The 19,326-nt window shown below is 67.9% G+C and carries 16 protein-coding genes and 1 pseudogene; 13 read left to right on the forward strand and 4 right to left on the reverse strand.

Features of this window, described 5'->3' with window-relative positions; genetic code table 11:
* The first annotated feature begins 99 nt into the window (after window positions 1–99).
* The 5 genes and pseudogenes from N5I75_RS38045 (at window position 100) to N5I75_RS38065 (ending at window position 4,143) form a co-directional block, all read left to right on the forward strand.
* A complete protein-coding gene (locus tag N5I75_RS38045) occupies window positions 100–993 on the forward strand; it encodes an SDR family oxidoreductase (protein ID WP_476684812.1) in 894 nt (297 codons plus the stop codon).
* 111 nt (window positions 994–1,104) lie between these two features.
* Window positions 1,105–1,773: an O-methyltransferase gene (locus tag N5I75_RS38050; RefSeq protein ID WP_476684814.1), complete on the forward strand. Its 669-nt coding sequence runs from the start codon at window positions 1,105–1,107 to the stop codon at window positions 1,771–1,773.
* Window positions 1,774–1,967: 194 nt separating this feature from the next.
* Window positions 1,968–2,210 (forward strand): annotated as a pseudogene (locus N5I75_RS38055) (helix-turn-helix domain-containing protein); the annotation flags it as partial.
* An 80-nt stretch (window positions 2,211–2,290) separates the two neighbouring features.
* Window positions 2,291–2,965: a maleylpyruvate isomerase family mycothiol-dependent enzyme gene (locus tag N5I75_RS38060; protein ID WP_476684816.1), complete on the forward strand. Its 675-nt coding sequence runs from the start codon at window positions 2,291–2,293 to the stop codon at window positions 2,963–2,965.
* A 620-nt stretch (window positions 2,966–3,585) separates the two neighbouring features.
* Entirely contained in the window at window positions 3,586–4,143 is a 558-nt protein-coding gene (locus N5I75_RS38065; RefSeq protein WP_476684818.1) for a DUF1648 domain-containing protein, read from the forward strand.
* Between the two features lie 48 nt (window positions 4,144–4,191).
* Here the strand turns inward: N5I75_RS38065 and N5I75_RS38070 are convergent, their stop codons facing one another.
* Window positions 4,192–5,277: a tetratricopeptide repeat protein gene (locus N5I75_RS38070; RefSeq protein WP_476684820.1), complete on the reverse strand. Its 1,086-nt coding sequence runs from the start codon at window positions 5,275–5,277 to the stop codon at window positions 4,192–4,194.
* A 668-nt stretch (window positions 5,278–5,945) separates the two neighbouring features.
* Between N5I75_RS38070 and N5I75_RS38075 the strand changes: the two genes are divergently transcribed.
* Genes N5I75_RS38075 through N5I75_RS38090 form a run of 4 tightly spaced genes read left to right on the forward strand, consistent with a single transcriptional unit; the run spans window position 5,946 to window position 10,592 of the window.
* Window positions 5,946–7,517, forward strand: coding sequence for a Mu transposase C-terminal domain-containing protein (locus N5I75_RS38075; protein WP_476684822.1), 1,572 nt, complete (start codon window positions 5,946–5,948; stop codon window positions 7,515–7,517).
* Window positions 7,514–8,335: an AAA family ATPase gene (locus N5I75_RS38080; protein WP_476684824.1), complete on the forward strand. Its 822-nt coding sequence runs from the start codon at window positions 7,514–7,516 to the stop codon at window positions 8,333–8,335. Before N5I75_RS38075 ends, N5I75_RS38080 begins: the two co-directional genes overlap by 4 nt.
* Window positions 8,329–9,147 carry an AAA family ATPase gene (locus N5I75_RS38085; RefSeq protein ID WP_476684826.1) on the forward strand — a complete coding sequence of 273 codons (819 nt, stop codon included), beginning with the start codon at window positions 8,329–8,331 and terminating at the stop codon, window positions 9,145–9,147. The genes N5I75_RS38080 and N5I75_RS38085 overlap by 7 nt, the downstream gene beginning before the upstream one ends.
* A complete protein-coding gene (locus tag N5I75_RS38090) occupies window positions 9,144–10,592 on the forward strand; it encodes a hypothetical protein (protein WP_476684828.1) in 1,449 nt (482 codons plus the stop codon). Before N5I75_RS38085 ends, N5I75_RS38090 begins: the two co-directional genes overlap by 4 nt.
* 28 nt (window positions 10,593–10,620) lie before the next feature.
* On the opposite strand, the gene N5I75_RS38095 is transcribed toward N5I75_RS38090, so the two are convergent.
* Window positions 10,621–10,986, reverse strand: coding sequence for a hypothetical protein (locus tag N5I75_RS38095; RefSeq protein ID WP_361080264.1), 366 nt, complete (start codon window positions 10,984–10,986; stop codon window positions 10,621–10,623).
* A gap of 319 nt (window positions 10,987–11,305) precedes the next feature.
* Window positions 11,306–11,488 (reverse strand): hypothetical protein, encoded by a 183-nt coding sequence (locus tag N5I75_RS38100; protein ID WP_476684830.1) that lies wholly within the window; start codon window positions 11,486–11,488, stop codon window positions 11,306–11,308.
* A gap of 262 nt (window positions 11,489–11,750) precedes the next feature.
* Here N5I75_RS38100 and N5I75_RS38105 point away from each other — a divergent pair, with 262 nt between their 5' ends.
* Genes N5I75_RS38105 through N5I75_RS38115 form a run of 3 tightly spaced genes read left to right on the forward strand, consistent with a single transcriptional unit; the run spans window position 11,751 to window position 14,669 of the window.
* The gene (locus tag N5I75_RS38105; RefSeq protein ID WP_476684832.1) at window positions 11,751–13,010 is read left to right on the forward strand and encodes a nucleoid-associated protein; all 1,260 of its coding nucleotides are present in this window, start codon (window positions 11,751–11,753) and stop codon (window positions 13,008–13,010) included.
* Window positions 13,011–13,047: 37 nt separating this feature from the next.
* Window positions 13,048–14,037: a hypothetical protein gene (locus tag N5I75_RS38110; RefSeq protein ID WP_476684834.1), complete on the forward strand. Its 990-nt coding sequence runs from the start codon at window positions 13,048–13,050 to the stop codon at window positions 14,035–14,037.
* Entirely contained in the window at window positions 14,034–14,669 is a 636-nt protein-coding gene (locus N5I75_RS38115; RefSeq protein ID WP_476684836.1) for a hypothetical protein, read from the forward strand. The genes N5I75_RS38110 and N5I75_RS38115 overlap by 4 nt, the downstream gene beginning before the upstream one ends.
* A 21-nt stretch (window positions 14,670–14,690) precedes the next feature.
* On the opposite strand, the gene N5I75_RS38120 is transcribed toward N5I75_RS38115, so the two are convergent.
* Complete coding sequence (locus N5I75_RS38120; RefSeq protein WP_476684838.1) at window positions 14,691–16,541, reverse strand: hypothetical protein; 1,851 nt, start codon at window positions 16,539–16,541, stop codon at window positions 14,691–14,693.
* A 158-nt stretch (window positions 16,542–16,699) separates the two neighbouring features.
* Here N5I75_RS38120 and N5I75_RS38125 point away from each other — a divergent pair, with 158 nt between their 5' ends.
* Window positions 16,700–19,129: a helicase associated domain-containing protein gene (locus tag N5I75_RS38125; protein ID WP_476684952.1), complete on the forward strand. Its 2,430-nt coding sequence runs from the start codon at window positions 16,700–16,702 to the stop codon at window positions 19,127–19,129.
* Window positions 19,130–19,326: the final 197 nt, after the last annotated feature.

Genomic DNA, 19,326 nt, shown 5'->3' on the forward strand with positions numbered 1-19,326 from the left:
CCACTCACTCCCGCACGTGGCGCAGAGCGCCCCGGTGCAGGGGACTTTCACTCAATCCCTAACAAACAGGCCCTACTTGGGGCCGAGGAGGTCACGCTCATGCGTGCATTTGTTACCGGAGCCACCGGCTGGATCGGCTCCGCCGTCGTCGACGAGCTCATCTCGACGGGCCACCAGGTCATCGGCCTCGCACGGTCCGAGCAGGCCGAGAAGTCCCTTGCGGCCAAGGGTGTCAGCGTTCTCCGTGGGGACCTGGACGACCTCGCCTCGCTGCAGCGGGGCGCCGCCCAGTCGGACGCGGTCATCCACCTGGCCAACAAGCACGACTGGGGCAACCCGGCCGAGTCCGACCGTTCCGAACGCGCCGCGGTCCAGGCCCTCGGCGACGCTCTGGCCGGCACCGATCGCCCGTTCGTTGTCGCCGCACCTCTCTCCGGGATCGTCGCGGGCCGTTCCGCCACGGAGACGGATGTCTCTCCGGCCGTCGGCCCCGACTCCAACCGGGGCGGCAGTGAGAACCTCGCCCTGGACTACGCGACCAAGGGCGTGCGGGCATCGGTCGTCCGGTTCTCTCCCAGCGTGCACGGTCACGGCGACTGGGGATTCGTCAACTTCCTCACCGCCGCCGCACGCAAGACGGGAGTCTCCGGCTACATCGGTGACGGCTCCACCACCTGGTCGGCGGTGCACCGCACCGATGCGGCCCGCCTCGTCCGTCTTGCGATGGAACAGGCAACTGGGGGGAGCCGCTGGCACGCCGTCGCCGAGGAGGCCGTCACCACCAGGGCGATCGCCGAGGCGATCGGCCGCAGCCTCGGTCTGCCCGTCGTCTCCGTCGCCCCGCAGGACGCCGGCTCGCACTTCGGCTTCGTCGGCAACTTCTTCGCGAAGACCATGACGGCGACCAACGACGCGACCAGGAAGCTCCTCGCCTGGGAACCCACTGGACCGACCCTGATCGAAGACATCGACGCAGGCGCCTACGCGGCCTGAGAAGAAGCGGTGGAGTGGGCGGGAGGCCGACCGAACCGGCCTCCCGCGCGCGCCCACCCCCGCACACCCACCCCGGGCGACATGCCCAAGTCCAAGGAGTCGGTCAGCCCCATGCCCATTCACCCGAACAACACCCTCGCGGACCCGCGTGTCTCCGCTGCTCTCACCCGCATGTTCGAAGCCGCGGACCGTGACGGCCAAGCCGCGGCACGAGTCCCTGGCAACCGGCGCTCCGACCCGGGATCACCGACAGCGCAGGAACGCGCCGACGCCGCAGAGGAGATCTACATGCCGGTCTCCGCCGACGGCGGCAAACTGCTCTACAACCTCATCCGTGCCACGAAGCCGGTCATCGTCGTCGAGTTCGGCACCTCTTTCGGCATCTCCACGCTGCACCTGGCCGCCGCTGTTCGTGACAACGGTGTGGGCCGGGTCGTGACCACGGAAATGAGCCGGACCAAGGCGGCCTCCGCCCGGGAAACCTTCGCAGCCACCGGTCTCGACGACGTGGTCACTTTGCTGGAGGGGGACGCCCTGCGCACGCTCGCCGCCCTACGGGAGCAGGTCGACTTCCTCTTCCTGGACGGATGGAAGGACCTGTACCTGCCCGTCCTACGCCTCCTCGAACCGCACATCGCCCCCGGCACCCTCGTCGTGGCCGACGACGCCGAGTTCGCCGACGTGCGCCCATATCTCGACTACGTCCGTGACACCCATAACGGCTACCACGGTGTCACGTTCCCCGTGGAGGACGGACTCGAGATCAGCTGCCGCCTCTGAGGAAGCCACCTACCAGGGCAGATTGCCTGGCCAGGGGGCGAAACCCCGGTCGAGCAGCTTGGTGGCGTCGCCGAAGAGGCTCTTGTCCGTCCCGAGGGAAGCCACCGCTGTATCCGGTGTGGTGACTGTTTTCCGTGGTGTGTGAGGTACGCGGATGGGGCCGGGCTGACCGCCGCGGGACGTGGACGCCGGGGCTGTCCCCGCGCTGTCTGGAGAAACTGGCCGTGTATCTGGAGCAGGGCCCGGCCGCACACGGCTGGGTGGAGGACCAGGTGTGGACTGCCGCGCGGGTGGCCATGCTGAACGGGCGGAAGTTCCACGTCTCCTACAGCGTCTCCGGGGCGACGCGGCTGATGCATCGGCTCGGCTTCAGCCCGCAGGTCCCCGCGCGGCGGGTCGCCGAGCGTCATGAGCAGGCCGTGATCGCGTCAAAGGAACTTGGTCTCTTCCTGGCCAGGTACGAGGCGAAGCGCCGAGGGCCCGTCACGCGCCCCGGCCGCCGCTCTACGGTGGGGCCATGACTGCAGACGTCGTACGGAACAACGCGCGCGACCCCGGATTGCCCGGTCGCCTCCTGGCCGTGGAGCGCGACGCCCTGATATCCCTGTTGAGGTCCCGCCCCGACGCGGACTTCGAGCTGCGCACCGCATGTCCCGGATGGACTGTGCGGGCGGTGCTCGCGCACTGCTCGGCCGCGCTGATGCGCGTGGTGAACAGCCGCTTCGAGCCGGACGTGTTCAGCCCCGAGTGCAACGAGCGCGACATCGCCGAGCGCGCGGACTGGACCCATCAGCAGATCGTGAACGAGTTGCAGCGGGGCATGACCGAGGCGGGAGCCGCCATCGCCAGGGCCGGTGGGGTGCTGGACGGAGTCGCGCTGGGGGAGTGGGTACACGCGGGTGACGTACGGGACGCCTTCGGCGAGCCCGGCGCGTACGCGGGCGACGGCCTGCCCGCCGCGCTGGAGCTGCTGTCACGATTCAGCCGGGAGCGGGGGCATGTGCCGCTCCACGCCGATCTGGACGACCGGGACGAGCCGCTTTTGTTCGGCGGCTCCGGCGGCGAGGGGCCGCCCGCACGGTTCATCGGGGACTCGTCAACGCTGGTGCGGCTGTACGCGGGTCGGCCGGTCGTGGGAGCGCGCTACGAACTGGCCGGGGCGGAGGAGGCCGAGTTGAACCTGTTCGGCTGAACCTGGACGGTCGCTCGGCGGTGATTTTCGGTGACGGGGTCGCGGAACGCCTGTCGGCTGTCGCCGGAGAACATGCGCCGGGCGACGCCGAGTTCGCAGGCCGGATCGCTCACGCCGCAGGTGCTAAGTCGATGGCGGCCGTGAGCGCGGCGTCGAGGGCGTGGAAGTTGCCCGACCGGATGGCGCCGTCGAACCGCACGTGTTCCTTGGCCCACATGGTCGCGAGGGCAGCCGCCCAGGCACTCCTCGACGAGAGCGGGGTCGATCCGGCCCTTGAGCGGTCCCGGACCATGCCGGGTCTTCTCGTCGTGGAACGCCGGCGGCGTGCCGCGGTGGGAGCTGTGCGCGTCGCCAACGGAGCCGTCGGGGCCCGTCGCATCGTCTTCCTTCCACGGTCCAGTCAGCCTCGGTTGTGATCAGTTGTCGCATGATCGGGGGAAGTGCCGGTCACGAAGCGCCCGTTCGTTGCCATGGCCGGCCGCGACCGCCGCGCTGGGTACTGTGCTCGGTGCCTTTGCGCCGCAGCTGCCCGCAGACGGCGATGAGCAGCGTAGGCACACATGTGACAGGTGCGATTCCGGCTCATCATCCTGGGCTTTCTCACCGCGGACTCTCATTGGATGATCAAACGCATGGCACTCTTCTCCCGTTCTGTCCGGCTGTGGTTGCTGCCCAACGCCGTCCTCCTCGTCGGTTTGGCGATATGGGGAGCCCTCCGCTACCCGCACCTACCGGATCGGCTACCTCAGCACATTGGGGTTGACGGAGTGGACGCCTGGACCGACAGGTCGATCGGCAGCGCGTTCGTCCTGGTCTTCGTATACGCGGGAGTGTCGGCGCTGATGGTTGCTTCCGCGGAACTGACCCTACGAATGACACCGCGCGATGAGATGTCGAGCGCCAACGCCGCACCGTTCGCCGCGGCGGCAACCTCGTCCCTGCTCAACAGACCCGGTAGCCGTTCCTCGGCACGCCGGATCGCCCGCGCTCTGCTACTGCTCAACACCTGTATGGGCATCTCGTTCCTCGCGGGCTGCGGAATGCTCTGGAGATCCACGCCGGACGCCCACGTGCCCGCGTGGTTTCTCGTGGCAATGACTCTGCCGCTCCTCGTCGGCAGTGCGGTGACGGTCACTGCAGCCGTGAGCGACCGAAAGCGGCGATCCGATTCCGCATGACCCGGCGTTGAGGCGCAAGAGGGGAAAGACGTGATCGCGGACGACGGCTTACCGAAGGTTGGTGTGGGAGAGCCGGGCAGCGATCAGGTGCGGATGGTCGGGTGCGAGATGCGTGGTCATGTCGGTGAGCAAGGTGGTGAGGAGTGTGCGTGCGCCCGCTTGGTCGCCGCTGTGCGCGAGGGCCAGGGCGAGTTGGTGTCGAGTGGCCAGTGTGTGCGGGTGGTCGGCGCCCAGCGTGGTGCGCCGGTCGTCGGCGATGTCGGTCAACTCGCGTGCGGCGCGGGTCCAGTCGCCTCTCTCTCCCCGGAATTGTGCCAGGGCAGCGCGGATGGCGAGGGTGTGGGGGCTCCGGGTTCCCAGTATGGTCCGGGACTCGACGAGCAGGCACTCCAGCTCCTGGACTGCCAGGTCGAGGTGGCCGTTCTTTCCTTGGAACCAGGCTCTGCTTCGGCGGGTCGCCAGTGTCTGCTGATGGTCAGCGCCCAGGACCCGCTGTCGGTCTGCGGACAGGGCTGTGAGCTCGGCGACCGCTCGAGCCGCCTGCCCGCTTTCGCCGGTGTAGTAAGCCGCGTCATGGCGGGCTGCCAGGGTGTCCGGGTGGTCGGATCCGAGCGTGCGGGTCATCTCCTGGACGAGGTCGTGAAAGGCGTGGGCCGACGCGCGGTGATCCCCGGCAACGCCCCGGAAGTGTGCCAGTTGCCGTCGTACGGGCAGGGGAACGACCGCGCTTTGTGCCTGGAGTCGCAGCAGGTCGATCGCCTGCCGGGGATGCCCGGCGTCCCCGATCACCAGGGCCAACGCAAAATCCGCCCCTGGCACGTGGTCCTGCCGGGCTCGGCGAAGGGCGGCGAGGGCGTGCCGCAGGCGCAGTTCACTGTGTGCCACGAGCCCGATGTCGTAGGCCTCCGCTCCCGCCGCCAGGGACAGCAGGGTTTCCCACAGGTGGTCGGGAACGGGATCGAGGCCGTCGCTGTCCAGCAGGTAGTCGAAGCAGGTCAGTCCCTCGGGATCGGCAGACCGCGACAGCAGGCTGCTCGTGGCGCGCACGGTCCGACACGCCCAGTTCTCGGCCTCCTCAAAGGGCTCGGGGCGAAGACACTCACCACCGCGCGCCACCAGGTACGCCTCGTGCATCCGCCGCACCCACGCCACCGGAACCGGCCTGCGCAGACCGGCTCGGCGGCAGTCGACCACCGCGGTGACCAGGGCAGCGCCCCGCGGGTGGGCGCCGCAGGCCCACGCGTCCTTCCACAGGTGCGTCAGCTCCGGTCCGCAGGCGAGGGACTCCGCTATCCCGAATCGGTCGCAGGCCCGAAGGGCGGTGCCGATGTGCCGACTGGGAGCGAGATGCCGGGCGCGCCGCTGTGAGGTTCGGGGAGGGGGTCACTGAGGTGTTCGGGGTTTCTCGCCATTAATGCGAGTTCGTTGTTGTGCTGGTGGGTGGGTATTTCGGATGGTTGATCTTGGTGGTGGTATCTCGGATTCGGTGGTGGCGTGATCCCGGATCGGTCGGTGCTGTGGTTGTCGAATCTCCTTTGTGGCGTGCTCTATAGCGCATGAGGGTGTGGGGGTGGAGGTGGAGTGGGGCTGTGTCACCCGCTCGGGTGGTCTGCGGGGCTGGGGCCGGGGTGCCGGCTTTAGCGTCTCTTCTGTCGTGCCTGCCGCGGGTGCGATGTGAACTGCCCTGTGTGGGGCGGTAGTTGACGGCCGGAGGCTGGTGCTGTGATCACTGATTGGTTACCGGTTCGCTCCTGGTGCGATGGTCGGCTCTGGTGATAGCGGGCGGTGGTGCCCCTGGGGCCGTGGATGGCGGTTTGGGGCGGCATCGGGATGAGCTCAGGCCCGCTGCGGTGGCCCAGTTGCTGCGGCTGCGCGCGTCCGGGGAGTTGACGACGGCGCATGTGCGGCTGGTCGCTGACGCGGTGGGCGTGCACAAGAGGACGGTGTGGAGCTGGCTGGCCCGTGCGGAGGAGACCGGCAGCCCGGAGAAGCCGGAACGCTGCCGGTTCCGGATCACCGATGAGGTCGTCGAGGTCCTTGCTGACTATCAGGGCAACGTGAAGCGTGCTCACGAGCGTCTGGTCGAGGTAGCGGTGGCGGCAGAGGAGAAGCCGCCGGGGCTGACGACGCTGCATGATGCGATCGCGCGGGATCTCGATCCGGGTTTCATGGCGGGCCTGCGTGAGGGGATCCCGGCGGCCCGCGGCTTCGACCCGTGCTTTCAGCGGCCGCAGGTGGCGCGGAACGCGGTGTGGGAGGGCGACCACAAGCAGGCCGAGACCGTGGTGATGATGCCGGACGGTAAGCCGTCGAGGGTGTGGGTGACGTGGTTCGAGGACCGTGGCACGGGCTATGTGATGGGCTGGGCGGTCACCGCCGGCTCCGCGCACCGGGGCTCGGTCCTGGCCGCAGTGCGCATGTCGGTGCTGCGCGAGGATCCTTACGGCCCGGCCGGGGGGCTGCCGCACTTGGTGCGTGTGGATGGCGGCGCCGACTTCCTGTCCACAACCGTCCGACGGGCCTTCGGGCTCCTCGGTGTCCCGGTGCACCGGGTGCGCAGTGCCCGGCACAAGGGCGGCATCGAGCGCCTGAACCGTACGAGCATGACCCGGTTCTTCGCTGACCTGCCCCGCTACACGAAGGCGCCCCGGCTCGATCACCGCCGTCGCCTCGGTGATGGGGATCCGCCGCTGACGTTCGAGGCGTTCGTCGCTCTGCTGGGGGAGTGGGTGGCCAAGCACAACACCGAGCACGTCATCGAGCGCACCAAGATGACGCCGTTTGAAGCCTGGCAGAGAGATCCCACCGAGATCCGGCCCGAACCGAACGCGTGCGAGCTGCGCGCCTTCATGTTGGAGAGCGACCACAAGGTCCACAAGATCACCAGTCACGGGGTGGAGTTCGCGGGCCGCGCCTACATGCCGAAGAACGGGGTGGGCCGGATCGGGCTGGAGGTGCGGGTGCGGTGGATGCCGCACCACACCCACGAGATCGACTTGTACGCCTTCCGCGGCAACCGCTACCTCGGCCGGGCCTTCCTCAGCAACGAGGCCAGCGAGGACCTGCGCGCCAAGGTGCTCCTCGAACGCGACGAACACAGCAAGGCGCTGCGAGCGGCCCTGAAGCGTTCCGGCGAGCGCCGGCGGGAACGCCACCTGCCGTCCACCCGGCCCGAAGTGCCTGTTCGGGCTCTGCGGATGACCGAGCAGGAGGCCCGTGCCGAACTCGACGGCACGAAGGCGCCCGACACGCCGCGGCGCCGCACCCAGCCGTACCGGCCCCTGACTCCTGTCCCGGCTGGTTGGAAACGCCCCGGCCAAGACCGCACTGACAGGGAATCCACTGACACCGAACCCAAGGACGGCACCCGGTGACAGCTGCCCCCAAGCGCAAGCACCTTGGCCAGCGCCGTCAGTCGGCCGCGCCGGCGAGCGAGACATCCAGGCGCCGTCCCGACCTGTACCCGCAGCACTTTCTCGGCCTGAAGGACTCCACGCTGGTCGCCACAGACACCCTGCTGCAGATCAAGGACACCGTCATCGACACCGTCGAGTCCAGGGCCATGTCCGTGATCTACGGCGACCCGGGGCTCGGCAAGAGTTTCTCCACCCGCGCCACGATCCAGGAGATGAACCCGGACCTGGTCCTCCCCCTCGACTTCGCCCGCTCCCGCCCTGGACCCAAGGACCTGCGCGAGGAGCTGTTCCACCAGATGCGGCTCAACTGCAAGATGCCCGGCACGCCGACCGCGTTCGACAAGCTGCTGCGCGAAGCCCTGCCGCGCCGCCCGTATGTGATCGTGTGCGACGAGGCGCAGCAGTACCGCAGGGAGAATTTCGAGTTCCTGCGCAAGCTGTGGGACAACTGCGCTCCTCAGCCCGCCATCGTGTTCGTCGGCGGCCGCGAGGCCTACGAGACGCTGCAGAGCGACCCGGCACTCGCTTCCAGGATCTACATCCGTCTGGAGATCCTCGCGATGACCGAGGACGAGATCCTCAAAACGGTCCCCGACTCCCACCCCGTGTGGCGCGGTGCCGACGAGGCGCTGCTCAGGCGGATCGACACCCAGTACGCACTCGGCTCCTTCCGTGAGTGGGTGAAGGTGACCAAGCACGTCCTGAAGGGCATGGAGTACTTCGGCGCCGAACAGGTCGATGACGAGGTCGTCGACTGGGCCCTGGCCCGGTGCTGACCGCTCCTGGGCCGCCCGGCGGTGCCGCCACGCAGCTGGTGTCTCTGGCCGGGACAGCCGCGCCCGGGCACCTGCATTTCCTCCGCCTGGCCGGCGCCCGCACCGTGGTCACTCCCGGCCTGAGGGCAGCCGATGACGCCCTCGCCGCCGCCCACCAGCAGCGGCGCTTCCTGTGCGTGCTGGGCGACGCCGGGGTCGGCAAGACCTTCGCCGTCCACTATGTCGCCCGTACCCGCTTCCCCCGGTCCCACGTTCCGCTGCGTCTGGGAGCCAGGCCCACACCGGCCGATCTGCGCGCCCACCTGCACGACGCTCTCGGCCTCCACGACGCTTTGCCTGCAGCGCCCGCACTCGCCGATGCGCTCATCCGGCGCGCGCTCGCCGCACAGGCGTACATCGTGGTCATCGACGAAGCCGACCGCATGTCCGAAGCGTGCTTCGAGTACCTGCGGTTCCTGCACGACGACACCCCTGACGGCCTGTGCGTGGTCCTGATCGCCGGCCAGCGCGGCGAGAAGGCCCTGCGCGCTCGGCAGATGCTGGCCACCCGCACCGCCCAGTGGCTGACCCTCAGACCGCTCGCCCGGGTGTCGGTTCCGAGTACCGCCCGGGCCTTGCACCCGGTGTGGCAGACCGTCGCTCCTGACCAACTCCGCCTCCTGGACGGCCTCTTCGCCCAGGGCAGCCTGCGCCGCTGGGCCCTGCTCACCCATCACGTGCAGCGATCCGTGTCCGCCACCGGGCGCGCTCAGCCGGACCCTGATCTGCTGCGTCAGACCCTCGACCGCATCGACACCTCATGCCGCCCATGATCCAACGTGCCCCCGCCGCCCTCACACCGGCCACCTTGCCGCCCGTCCTGCTGCTCCTGGACGAGGGCGACGACCGCGCCGTCCAGCACGCCGCCCGCCAGCGCGCTCACCCCAAGGGCGGCCGCATCACCGCTGATCCCACCCCGCACACCAACAGCCTCGCCTACCTGGCTCTGGACCTGCTGCGCGCCATGGGCCGCGACAGCTTCGCCCACCCCGACGCCGAGCGCATGTCCACCGACGCGGCCTGGCGCGCGGTGACCTGCTGGACCCTGACCACAGGACTCAAAGAGGCCATCGTGCTGCGCGCCCACCGCCTCACGCCCGAGCGACTGAGACGTCTTGCCACCTGGCGCGTGGAGACCGGCATCCGCCTCGTCCTCATCGCCCACACACCCCACCAGGCCGCTGAGCAACGTCTGCGCGACCGTCTCACCGCCGCCCGATTCACCGATCTACGGACCGCAACCGGCACGTCGGCCATCGCGGAGGCCATCGGCCCGCCCGTCACCACCCCGCCCCTGCGCCCGCCTCCGCCCGACCAGGTCCATCCGCTGCCCGACCTGCCCGGCGGCGACCCTGCCGCCTTCCGCGACGAGTGCCGACTCCATCTCGACGAAGCCGACTTCGCCCGCATCGACGGCCAGTACCAGGCGGGCTGCGCCGCCGCCCGCACCTGGCTCGCCCGCCACCATGCCTCGATCGACACGCCTTGGCCACTGGCCACAGCTGCTGCCGAGGAAGAGCCCGACGCCGGGCCGGACATGGAGGGGTTGCGCCTGTTCCTGGCCCGTCTGACCGTCTCGAGCCCCAGCTCTCAGCACACACTCGCCCGCATACGCGGAGCGCAGAGGGGGTTCCTCAGCCGCCACCTCCAGCTCGACGTCCCTGAAGACCTCAACGAACGGGGCGGGCCCGGAATCACCACCGTGCCGATCACTCCGCACGTGGCCCACGTCCTGTCCACGCGCCTGCCCAATCCGCTGCGCGCCGCCGCAGCGGCCGCCTTGCTGTTCACCGGCACCGATCAGTCCTTGTTGTCCATGACCCAGATCGTCAGCGTCGACGAGCACACCACCCGCCTGGCCATCGACCGTGACTCGCGGATCCACATCGGCATGCCGCCCGGCCCGCGGCACATGTACGCCATCCCACCCCGCGCCCGCCCCCTGCTCGCCGCCGCGCTCGCCTTCCGCCGCCGTACCCCGCGCACCACCGACCACCTCGGACTGTTCGCCGGCTGCTTCGGCACCCCTGTTCGCTTCGACAACCTGATTCGCGATGCCGGCCTCGACATCCCGGCCGTCACGCACCCGCACCCCGCACAGGACTGGCACGCCGCCGCCTGCTGCCGACACCTGTCCGCCACCACGCCGACTGACAAGCCCAGTTCATCCAGTGCTCGACCAAGGCCAAGGAGAGACGTCCCGGCGACTACTCGGTGAGCGACGCGGCCAGCCCCTCCCCGGTCGTCTAGGCGGATGCCGCTGACTGGCTGGTGCCGTCTGGGCCCGGGGGCGGCAGCGCTCCCGGTGGCGGTTCCGGTGGTGGCTGCGGAACGGCCGTGGAGGCTGCGGCCTGACGGTAGTTGATGATGGCTTGGATTCTTTTTTCCGGGTCTGCTATCTGATCGAGGGTGGCCGCGAATTTCTCGTCGACGAGATTTCCTTTTCGCTGGCGGTTGTGGTCGAGGATCAGACTGGTGAGGGGGACGGCGAGATACGCGGCGATGACGATCGCTCCGACCGCCCACCAGGGTGCGCCGCCCAGGGCACCGGCCAGGACGGCGGGAAGTCCGGCCAGGATGCCGCCGATGGGTCCGAGGGAGGACGAGTTCATCGCGTGGATGCCCTTCCAGCACGTGACGGCTGGGCCGCCTCATGCCTGAACGAGCCGCAGGAGAGCGGCTGGGACGGAGTGAGGTGGCACGGGTGCGCCGTGTGAGGGCATGCCGAGGTCCGGCGCCGCATCGGGGCGGGCCGGTGTGTTTTACGGCAGGCTTGCTAGCCCCCTTGGAAACCGGTTCGGTGGTCCCGTGGGGTGGTTCAAAGACTTGGTTCGGCGGTTTTTGCGGAGGAGCTTTTCTTCGGCTTTTTGGGCAGGGTGGGTCAACTGTCGCAGTTAACAAAAAGACTGCTGATAAAACCCTTAAGCCAATTCATTTAGCTTCTTCCGCGCCGCCTTTCTCTTGCTCGTCGGCCGCGTGCATCCTCTTGCGGGCACGCCAGACCTGCTCACCAGTATCGGTCATCGAAGCGCCGTCTGGGGCCTGTTCGGGCAGATCGTGCCAGAAGTGTGTGGCCGAGGCCGGCTGAAGTAGTCGGTCGACCAGAGCAGTCACGCCTTACAGAGCCTTTGTGCGGGCGCCGCCCGGTGGTCGTGACCAGGCCCGCTCTGGGCTAGGGGAGGCCCTGCGCCCCGCTCACCGTTGAAGTTCGGCCACCGCCCCTGGCATCCCAACCACAGCTCCTAAACGCTCCGTTACGATGAGCGACACGGTTTTGGCATGTGACACAGACAAACAGCATCTGGTCGCCCGCCAGGCCCTCAGCACAGAAGCGCGCCGCGGGCAGGACAGCACCGACCACTGACACGGGCCGCGCATGGACAGCGGCGTCCGCCCTTTTGGGGGAGCGGGCGAGGATGTGTGGTGGGAAGTGCGGACCGATTTCAAAGGTCTCGTGGTGGAGCAGGCCATCGTGCATGGTGTGCCGAAGCAGGCCAGAAACGAGGAGCCCCGTCCTCTCCAGCTCAGCCAGACATTCTGCCATCTCGACGAAGAGGTGCGCGCTGAACTGCAGAGCAAGCTCCGTGATGTCTTCGCGAAGCTGGGCCGGGAGGTTGTCGAGGACCCAGAGCTCAAGTCCCCCCTGCCTGATGCGGTCCGGTCCTTCCTGGGCGCCGAGCGGGGGCTTGTGGAAGTCTCCGGGGAGCTGGCCTACGCTCTGCGCGACAGCCAGAACGGTTCTAGCTCTGCCGGGCTCCTCCTGGTTGCTGCAGCTCGCCTCGACGGTCAGCGCGCGTTGCTGGTGGTCAAGATGGAGCATGAGACCGGCATGCAGACCAACGCGATCGTGGCCGACGGCCTGCGTACCTTCACCATGGAGTACCTCGACGATCTTCTGTTCACCCAGAAGTCCAAGGTGTACAAAGTGGCCCTCTTCTCGGAAGAGGGAACGACGGGTGCAGGACTTCAGGGCTGGGCTGCCGACCCGCAGACGACGGGTAAGGCAGTGGCGCGGTTCTTCCTGGAAAGATTCCTGGGATGCCGGCACCAGAACGACCCCCGCGAACTCACCCGCCGGTTCCACGATGCCACGATGGACTGGGTCAACAGCCGTCCCATCGAGGCCGATGCGCGTATGAAATACGTCATGGCCGTCATGGTGGAACTCCAGAACACCGTCTCGGATCTAGATCCCACGGAGTTCATCAAGACGCATCTGCAAGAGCAGCATCAAGCCGACCTCACCGCGTTCCTTGCCGACAGTGACGTTCCTGTCGGTGTATTTGAGAAGAACACCGAACTCATCAGTACCAGGCTCGAGAAGATGAGAGTGGACCTGTCCAACGGTGCCTTCCTCGTCGCACCGCTGGAAGCGGTGCAGGACGGCACGGTCCAGGTAAAGGATCTCGGCGACGGCCGGACCACGGTCACCGTCACCGCAAAACTGACCAACACCGGCAGCGGCGCATCAGCGGCTCGCTCCGCCAAGCCTGCTCAGCAGCTTCCTGAACGGCCGGCCCAGAAAGAAGTACTGCCAGGGTTCGAAAGCGTCCTCGCGCTCCCCACGCAGGTGAAACGCACCACGCAGACGGAGCGGCCGCCCGTCACCGGTGAACTCCCGCCGACGCAGTCGTGAGCCGTGTCAGTCCTGCATATCCTCTTTCGAGTCCGCCATGCCTCTGACCGCAGACGAAGCCTTTCAGCGGTTCCAGCAGGAGCGGTCCCGTATCGAGAGCGCCGTCAAGGCGACCGAGGCACGTCTCCTGGACGCCACCGGCCGCAAGGGAATCGCCTGCGCAGTGACCTCGCGCGTCAAGGAAGCCAGCAGCTTCCAGAACAAGATCTACCGCAAGGGCTATACGGACCCCTGGAAGCAGATCACTGATAAAGCGGGCATACGCGTCGTCGTCCCCCACCGGGGGGCCCTCGACGGCACCCTTGAAGTCATCCAAGGCTGCCTCGACGTCGTCCGCATAGAGGACGACCGCGACACCCCCGGCGACGAGGACCTCCTGCGCTACCCCCGGCTGCACATCCAAGCCATCATGGCAGGCGGGGAAAGGGATCCGGACGGAGTCCCGTACGAGTGTGAGATCCAACTGCGCAGCGAGGCAATCGACTTGTGGACACGCATGTCCCACAAGCTCCTGTACAAGACCGACGGCTCTCTGCCCGCCGATGTCAGACGCTCGCTGTACCGTCTGATTGCCCTGGTCGAACTATTCGACCACGAGGTTGAACGGGGGGTGAAAGCCATGGCAGCACGCCCCGAACTGGCCCGCACCCACCAGCTCCTCGAGCTGGCAGAGCAGATCTACCGCTCCTTCTCCAGCCACCCCCACAGCACAGACCTTTCCCGCGAGGTCAGCGAGGTCCTGTCTCACGCCATCGGCGACACCACCCACTACAACGAGCAGCTGACTCAGTTCGTGGCGGACCACCGCAGCATCCTCGAGCAGGCATATACCGAATACGGCCCCACCAGTGCACTCTTCCTCAAGCGCGGCCGCTACCTGCTGGCCAGCCAGCCGGAGAGCCTGATCATCTTTGAACGACTGAACAATGTACGCACCCGGGTCGAGCTCCGGATCGCCTGGCACCACAGCGAACTGCCGGAAGACATGCTCACCGATATGGCACAGATTTGGGGGGTTTCCCTATGACCGGTCCCACCTCGCCGGAGCCCCCCGCCCTGGCGGCCGCCACTGCGATGTTCGTCGAGGTTCTCGTGGTCGGCATCGGCACTCTCACCGCGACAGCCCTGCTCTTCATCGCCCTCATCGGCCCTGTCACCACCGCCAAACTCGCCCCCCTAGCGGGCTCGTCCGCGGCTGCCGCAGTCGGACTCGCCGCAGCCTACGCCCTGGGCATTCTCCTCGACCGGGCGGCCGACGCCGCTCTCACCCCACACCGGCGCCGGCTGCGCACCCGCTTCTTCCCCTCCAGCACCGCCTACGCCCAAGCCCGCCTGCGCCTGGCTGACTTTCCGATCCTGGCCGCCCGCGCCGACTACGCGCGCTCCCGCATGCGGATCTGCCGCGGATGGATCCTCAACACCCTGGCCCTGACCCTCACCGCAACCCTGGCCATGCTGCGCTACTCCTTCGAGCACCGACCGCTCATCCTGGGAGCCACCACTGTCTTGGGCATAGCGACCGCGTTCGGTTTCTACCGCGCCTGGCGCGCTCTCACCGTGACCGGCTACCGCAAGCTCGCCGAGCAGACAGCCCTCCCAACGGCCAGCGCCCCTTCACCGGTGCCCGCCCAGCCGCAGCCCGGTCCCGTATCGCCCTGACACCCGCCTCACCGGAGCGGGTCATGCAGTTAGCCGGGGCGCGTGGTCGAAGAAGCGATGGTCCTCAGCGAGACGGATCTCGCTCACGCCGCGGCCAGCCGTTGTAGGAAGCAGCCCCTTGGTCGTGGCGATGATCTGGCAGGCATGCCCCTCGTCATCCCGCTCGTCGGCCGCTGCAGCAAGCGTGTTCAACAGCCGCAGGCCAGTCTCCTGATCCGCCTCACCGGTGTCGAGACCGGCCAGGGGGCAGTCAATGATCATCAGCGGCGGGACGCGGACCGCGGGGACCGCGCGTCCCAAGTCACGCAGGCTCAGCAGCATGGCGATGTTGATGACAGCGCGCGCGTGACCGGCTACCGCGCCCTCGGTAAACAGCTGCGCGCCCTCGTCGTGGCGTTCGCGCACCAGCGTGGTGAAGTCCTCGGGGCTGATCACCGCTGTTTCCACGGCCGGCCGGATCTGCTGCAGGCGTGCGCGGAAGAACGCCGACCACTGGTGGACCAGTTCCTTGCGCCGCTGATCGTGTGCCCTTTGGGCTACATCACGCCGGGCCTGGGCCTCCTCCATCTCCTCTTTGCGTGAGCGGACCTGCTCCTCCTGGACGGCGATGAAGTCCGCGTCGTTCAGCCTCCGCTTCAGCTGCTCCACCTCACCGCTCAGCCGTTCTGCCTTCTTCTCCAGATCGCGGGTAGCGCGCCGCTGAGGATCGACCACATCCCGATCGAACGCGTCACGGGCAGCCAGTGCATCCCCGGCCGCCCTGTCCGCTGCAGCAGCTACCTCACGTGCGTCACGGGCAGCCTTCTCCGTCTCGGTGCGCAGCAACCGCGCGTGCTCGACCTTGGCGCGTGCTGCCGCAATCCGTGTCTCATGCAGGTCCTCAAGCCCTTCGCCGCAGGCCTGCCCGCACTGGGTACACAGCCCCGCCTCACGTTCGGGAAGTACCTGGTGGCAGCGTGAACAGCGTTCCGGGGCCGGCTGCAGCAGCCCGGCGAGTTCGCCCTCGGCGCGCGCGTGCACGTCGATGGCTTTGCCTAACGTGGCAGATACCTCTTCAGCCTTCTTGAGCGCCTTCCTGCGCGCTTTGTCGGCGACTTTGTAGAGAGCATCGAGCCGACCGCGTTCACCTGCGAACCCACCAAGCCGTGCCTCGGCCTCCTGCCACCGGGCAGCAGCCATCTGGTGATCGCGGACCTTCTGTTCATGTTCCCCGCGGATGGCATCAGGGTCAGTCAGCAGACCATCGTCGCGCAGCTTCTTGAACTGCGTCAGCGTCCGCCGGGCAGCGTTGTGGCGGGATTTCGCCTCGGTGGCGGCCTTCTCAAGCTGTTCCAGATCTCCATCCCACAAGCCGAGCACGGCCTTCAATGTCAAGATCCGTTCGGCGTCGCTGCCATCGAGGAACGCAGAAGCGATCGCCCGCTGCCTCAAGACCACCGTGCTGCCCAGCACCTGATCGAGCCCGACCGTGATATTCCCATGACTGGCTGCCGGGACGTCGAGCAGCTCCTGGATGAAGCCACCCGCACCCACCTCGCCCGCCTTGTGGGTCGTGACAGGAAAGACCCGCTCCGCGGCCGAGGGATCACTGAGATTCTTGAACGACACCAGGCCGCGAGAGGTACGGCCGGAGCGAGTGGCCTGCCACCGCACATCACCCACGCGGAAAACTACCTGCAACAGGTCGCATTTCCTCACCTGCGGCATGACGGTAGCCGACGACAAGAACAGAGCGTGCAGCAACGCCTCCAGCGCGGTGGACTTGCCCGATCGCGTCGGCCCCACCAAAAATGCCAGCTGGCCAAACTCCCAGTAGAACCACTGCCCCTGGCGCCTGAACCGAAATTGCTCGATGACAAACCGCGGACCCACCCGTACACCTCCGCACCGACGACGGCCTACGTGACCACCACAGCAACGACCCTCCGCCCACAGAAGTGACGCCCAACCCCGAAGGCCCGCGCCCTCGTCCCGTTTCCGTGCGGGAGGATGGCAAAAGCCCATCTGCCGCGAGCCTGAGGTTGTACGTGATGTCCACCAGCCCTGAGCCTGCGGCTGCGATGCCTTCGACGTCTGCTGCTCGCCGCACGCTGCGCCCCGATCAGCAGCACGCGGTGGACGCGGCGGTGCGGCATCTGAGAAGCCCGCGCACCCGCGGGCACATCGTCTCCGCCTGCGGCACGGGCAAGACCCTGACCGCGCTGCGTACCGCCGAGGCCCTGGGCGCCCGCCATCTCCTGGTCGCTGTCCCGTCGCTGGACCTGATCGCCCAGTGGGCAGCCGCAACCCGCACAGACGGCCACACAGAGCCGTTGATGGCCGTCTCCTCACTGCAAGCGGACAAGCACCCACTGCTCGCCGACGCAGGAGCGCAGAGCACAGGCTCGGGGGAGTACCTGGCCTACTGGCTGTCCCGCCACAAGAAGGCGACCGTGTTCGTCACCCTCGACTCCCTCCCGCGGATCGAAGAGACGCAGCACTCGGTCTTCACCGCGCCCGTCTTCGACCTCCTGGTAGTGGATGAGGCGCACCGCACCGCCGGCAGCTGGGACAAGGCATGGACGATGCTCCACGACCAGACCCGCATCCGGGCCACCCGGCGCCTGTACCTGACGGCCACACCGTATGAGTGGGAAGCCCCCCGCCTGACCGAGGCCCCCGACACGCGCCCACTGCCCAAGCGGACCGCGGCCACCGCACCACAGTGGGAGGCACCCTCCCTGATCGCATCGATGGACGACGCAAAAGTCTTCGGCCCGCGCCTGCACACCTACTCCCACGCAGACGCAATCGACGACGGCGTCCTGGCCGACTACCAGCTGCTGGTCCCCACGATCACCGACACCGACCTGCGCACCCACCTCACCGACACCGACGCCCACACCGCCACAGCTCGCCGCACCACCGCCCTGCACCTGGCCGTCCTCAAAGCCATGACCGAGCACGACCTCAAGCACGTGATCGTCTACTTCCAGCAGATCGCAGACGCCGCCGACTTCGCCCGCCAATTCGGCCACACCCTGCGCACGCTCCCAGCCCAGCAGCGCCCCGCCTGGACCCAAGACCTCCTCGTGCAGTCGATCAACGGCACCCACACACCCGACCAACGCGCCCGCATCCTGACCCGCTTCGCCCAAGCCGACCGCAGCGTGATCACCAACGCCCAAGTCCTCGGCGAAGGAGTGGACCTACCGGCCGTGGACGCCGTCGTGTTCGCAGACCGCACGGCGAGCGTACGCAAGATCGTCCAAGCCCTCGGCCGGGCGCTGCGCAAACCCCCCACCCTCGACACCAAGACAGCCAGCCTCATCATCCCCGCCTACGTCCCACCAGGCGCCGACCCCACCGACCTGCTCGGCACCCCCTACGAGGCACTCTGGCTGGTCACCGCGGCGCTGCGCCACCACGACCAGTCGATCGCAGCCCGCGCCCCACGCAACACCACCCCCCGACGGCTGGACCGCGACACCCACCGCCTCATCGCCCGCCGTTTCCACTTCGACTTCACCCTCGACCCAGACTCCATCGCCCGCGCCATGGACCTGCTCGCCTGGCCCTCCGACGGCGCAACCCTCTCAGCCCCCCGACGCGCCGGCCTCGCCGCCGCCCTGCGCTACCACGCCGAACACGGCCACCTCCGGGCCCCCTTCGACTACGAAGACGCCTACGGCTACCGCCTCGGCACCTTCATCACAGGCCAGCGCACCGCCTACCACCAAGGAACCCTCTCTCCCGACTGGATCACCGAGCTCGAGAACCTCGGCATGGTCTGGGACGACAGCGAAGCCGCCTGGGCCGGCCACATGACCACCGTCGAGGCCTTCCACACCGAACACGGCCACCTCGCCATCCCCACCACCGAGCCCGGTGGCCAATTCCTCACCGACCAACGCGCCCTGGCCCGCAAAGACCGCCTCCCTCCCGAACGCCATGCCCAACTCACCGCCCTCGACCCCCACTGGACCCTTCCGCACGGCCCCGACTGGCACCGCAAATACCACCTGCTGCGCCGCTACATCGAAGCCGGCCATGACCCCTCCACGCTGCACCGCGACACCGTGATCAGCGGAGCGAAGGCCGGCGGCTGGCTCCATCGTCAGTTCACCGCCTGGAACCAACTCGCCCAACAGCAGCGCGACTTCCTCACCCGCCTAGGCCTGACCCCTGACCGCATCCCGCTGCCCGCCCACAAGCCCGCACTCAACGCGAGCCAGCCCAGGCGGAGAACACGCCGTACCTTCGAACAGACAACGACGTTGCTGCGCGCCTTCGTCGAGCGTCACGGACGCCCACCAGGTGCCCGGGAGTGGATCGAGGTGGACGACGAGCGCATCATGATCGGCCCGTGGCTCTGCAAGACACGCACCAAGCAGACGGCCGGTCAACTAGCAGAAAAGCACGGGCAGTTGATGCAAGAGATCCTCGGAAGAGACTGGGCTGAAGCCGCTCGCTCCTCCTGAAGAGGAGGCCGATCTCTCGAAGATCCCATAGTTTTTTGCTTCCTTAAGTGCCTCATCCACTACCCTGGAGGAGCGGAGTGAGAGACACGGGATCAAGAAGCGTGCCCCCGCGACCCATTGCCAGCCAGAAGACGACCGCGGAGCGGGCACCCCTTGCCGCTAGCAGAGTTGCAGGCTAATGAGGCCGAAGGTGATGG

Source organism: Streptomyces sp. R818 (assembly GCF_056172735.1).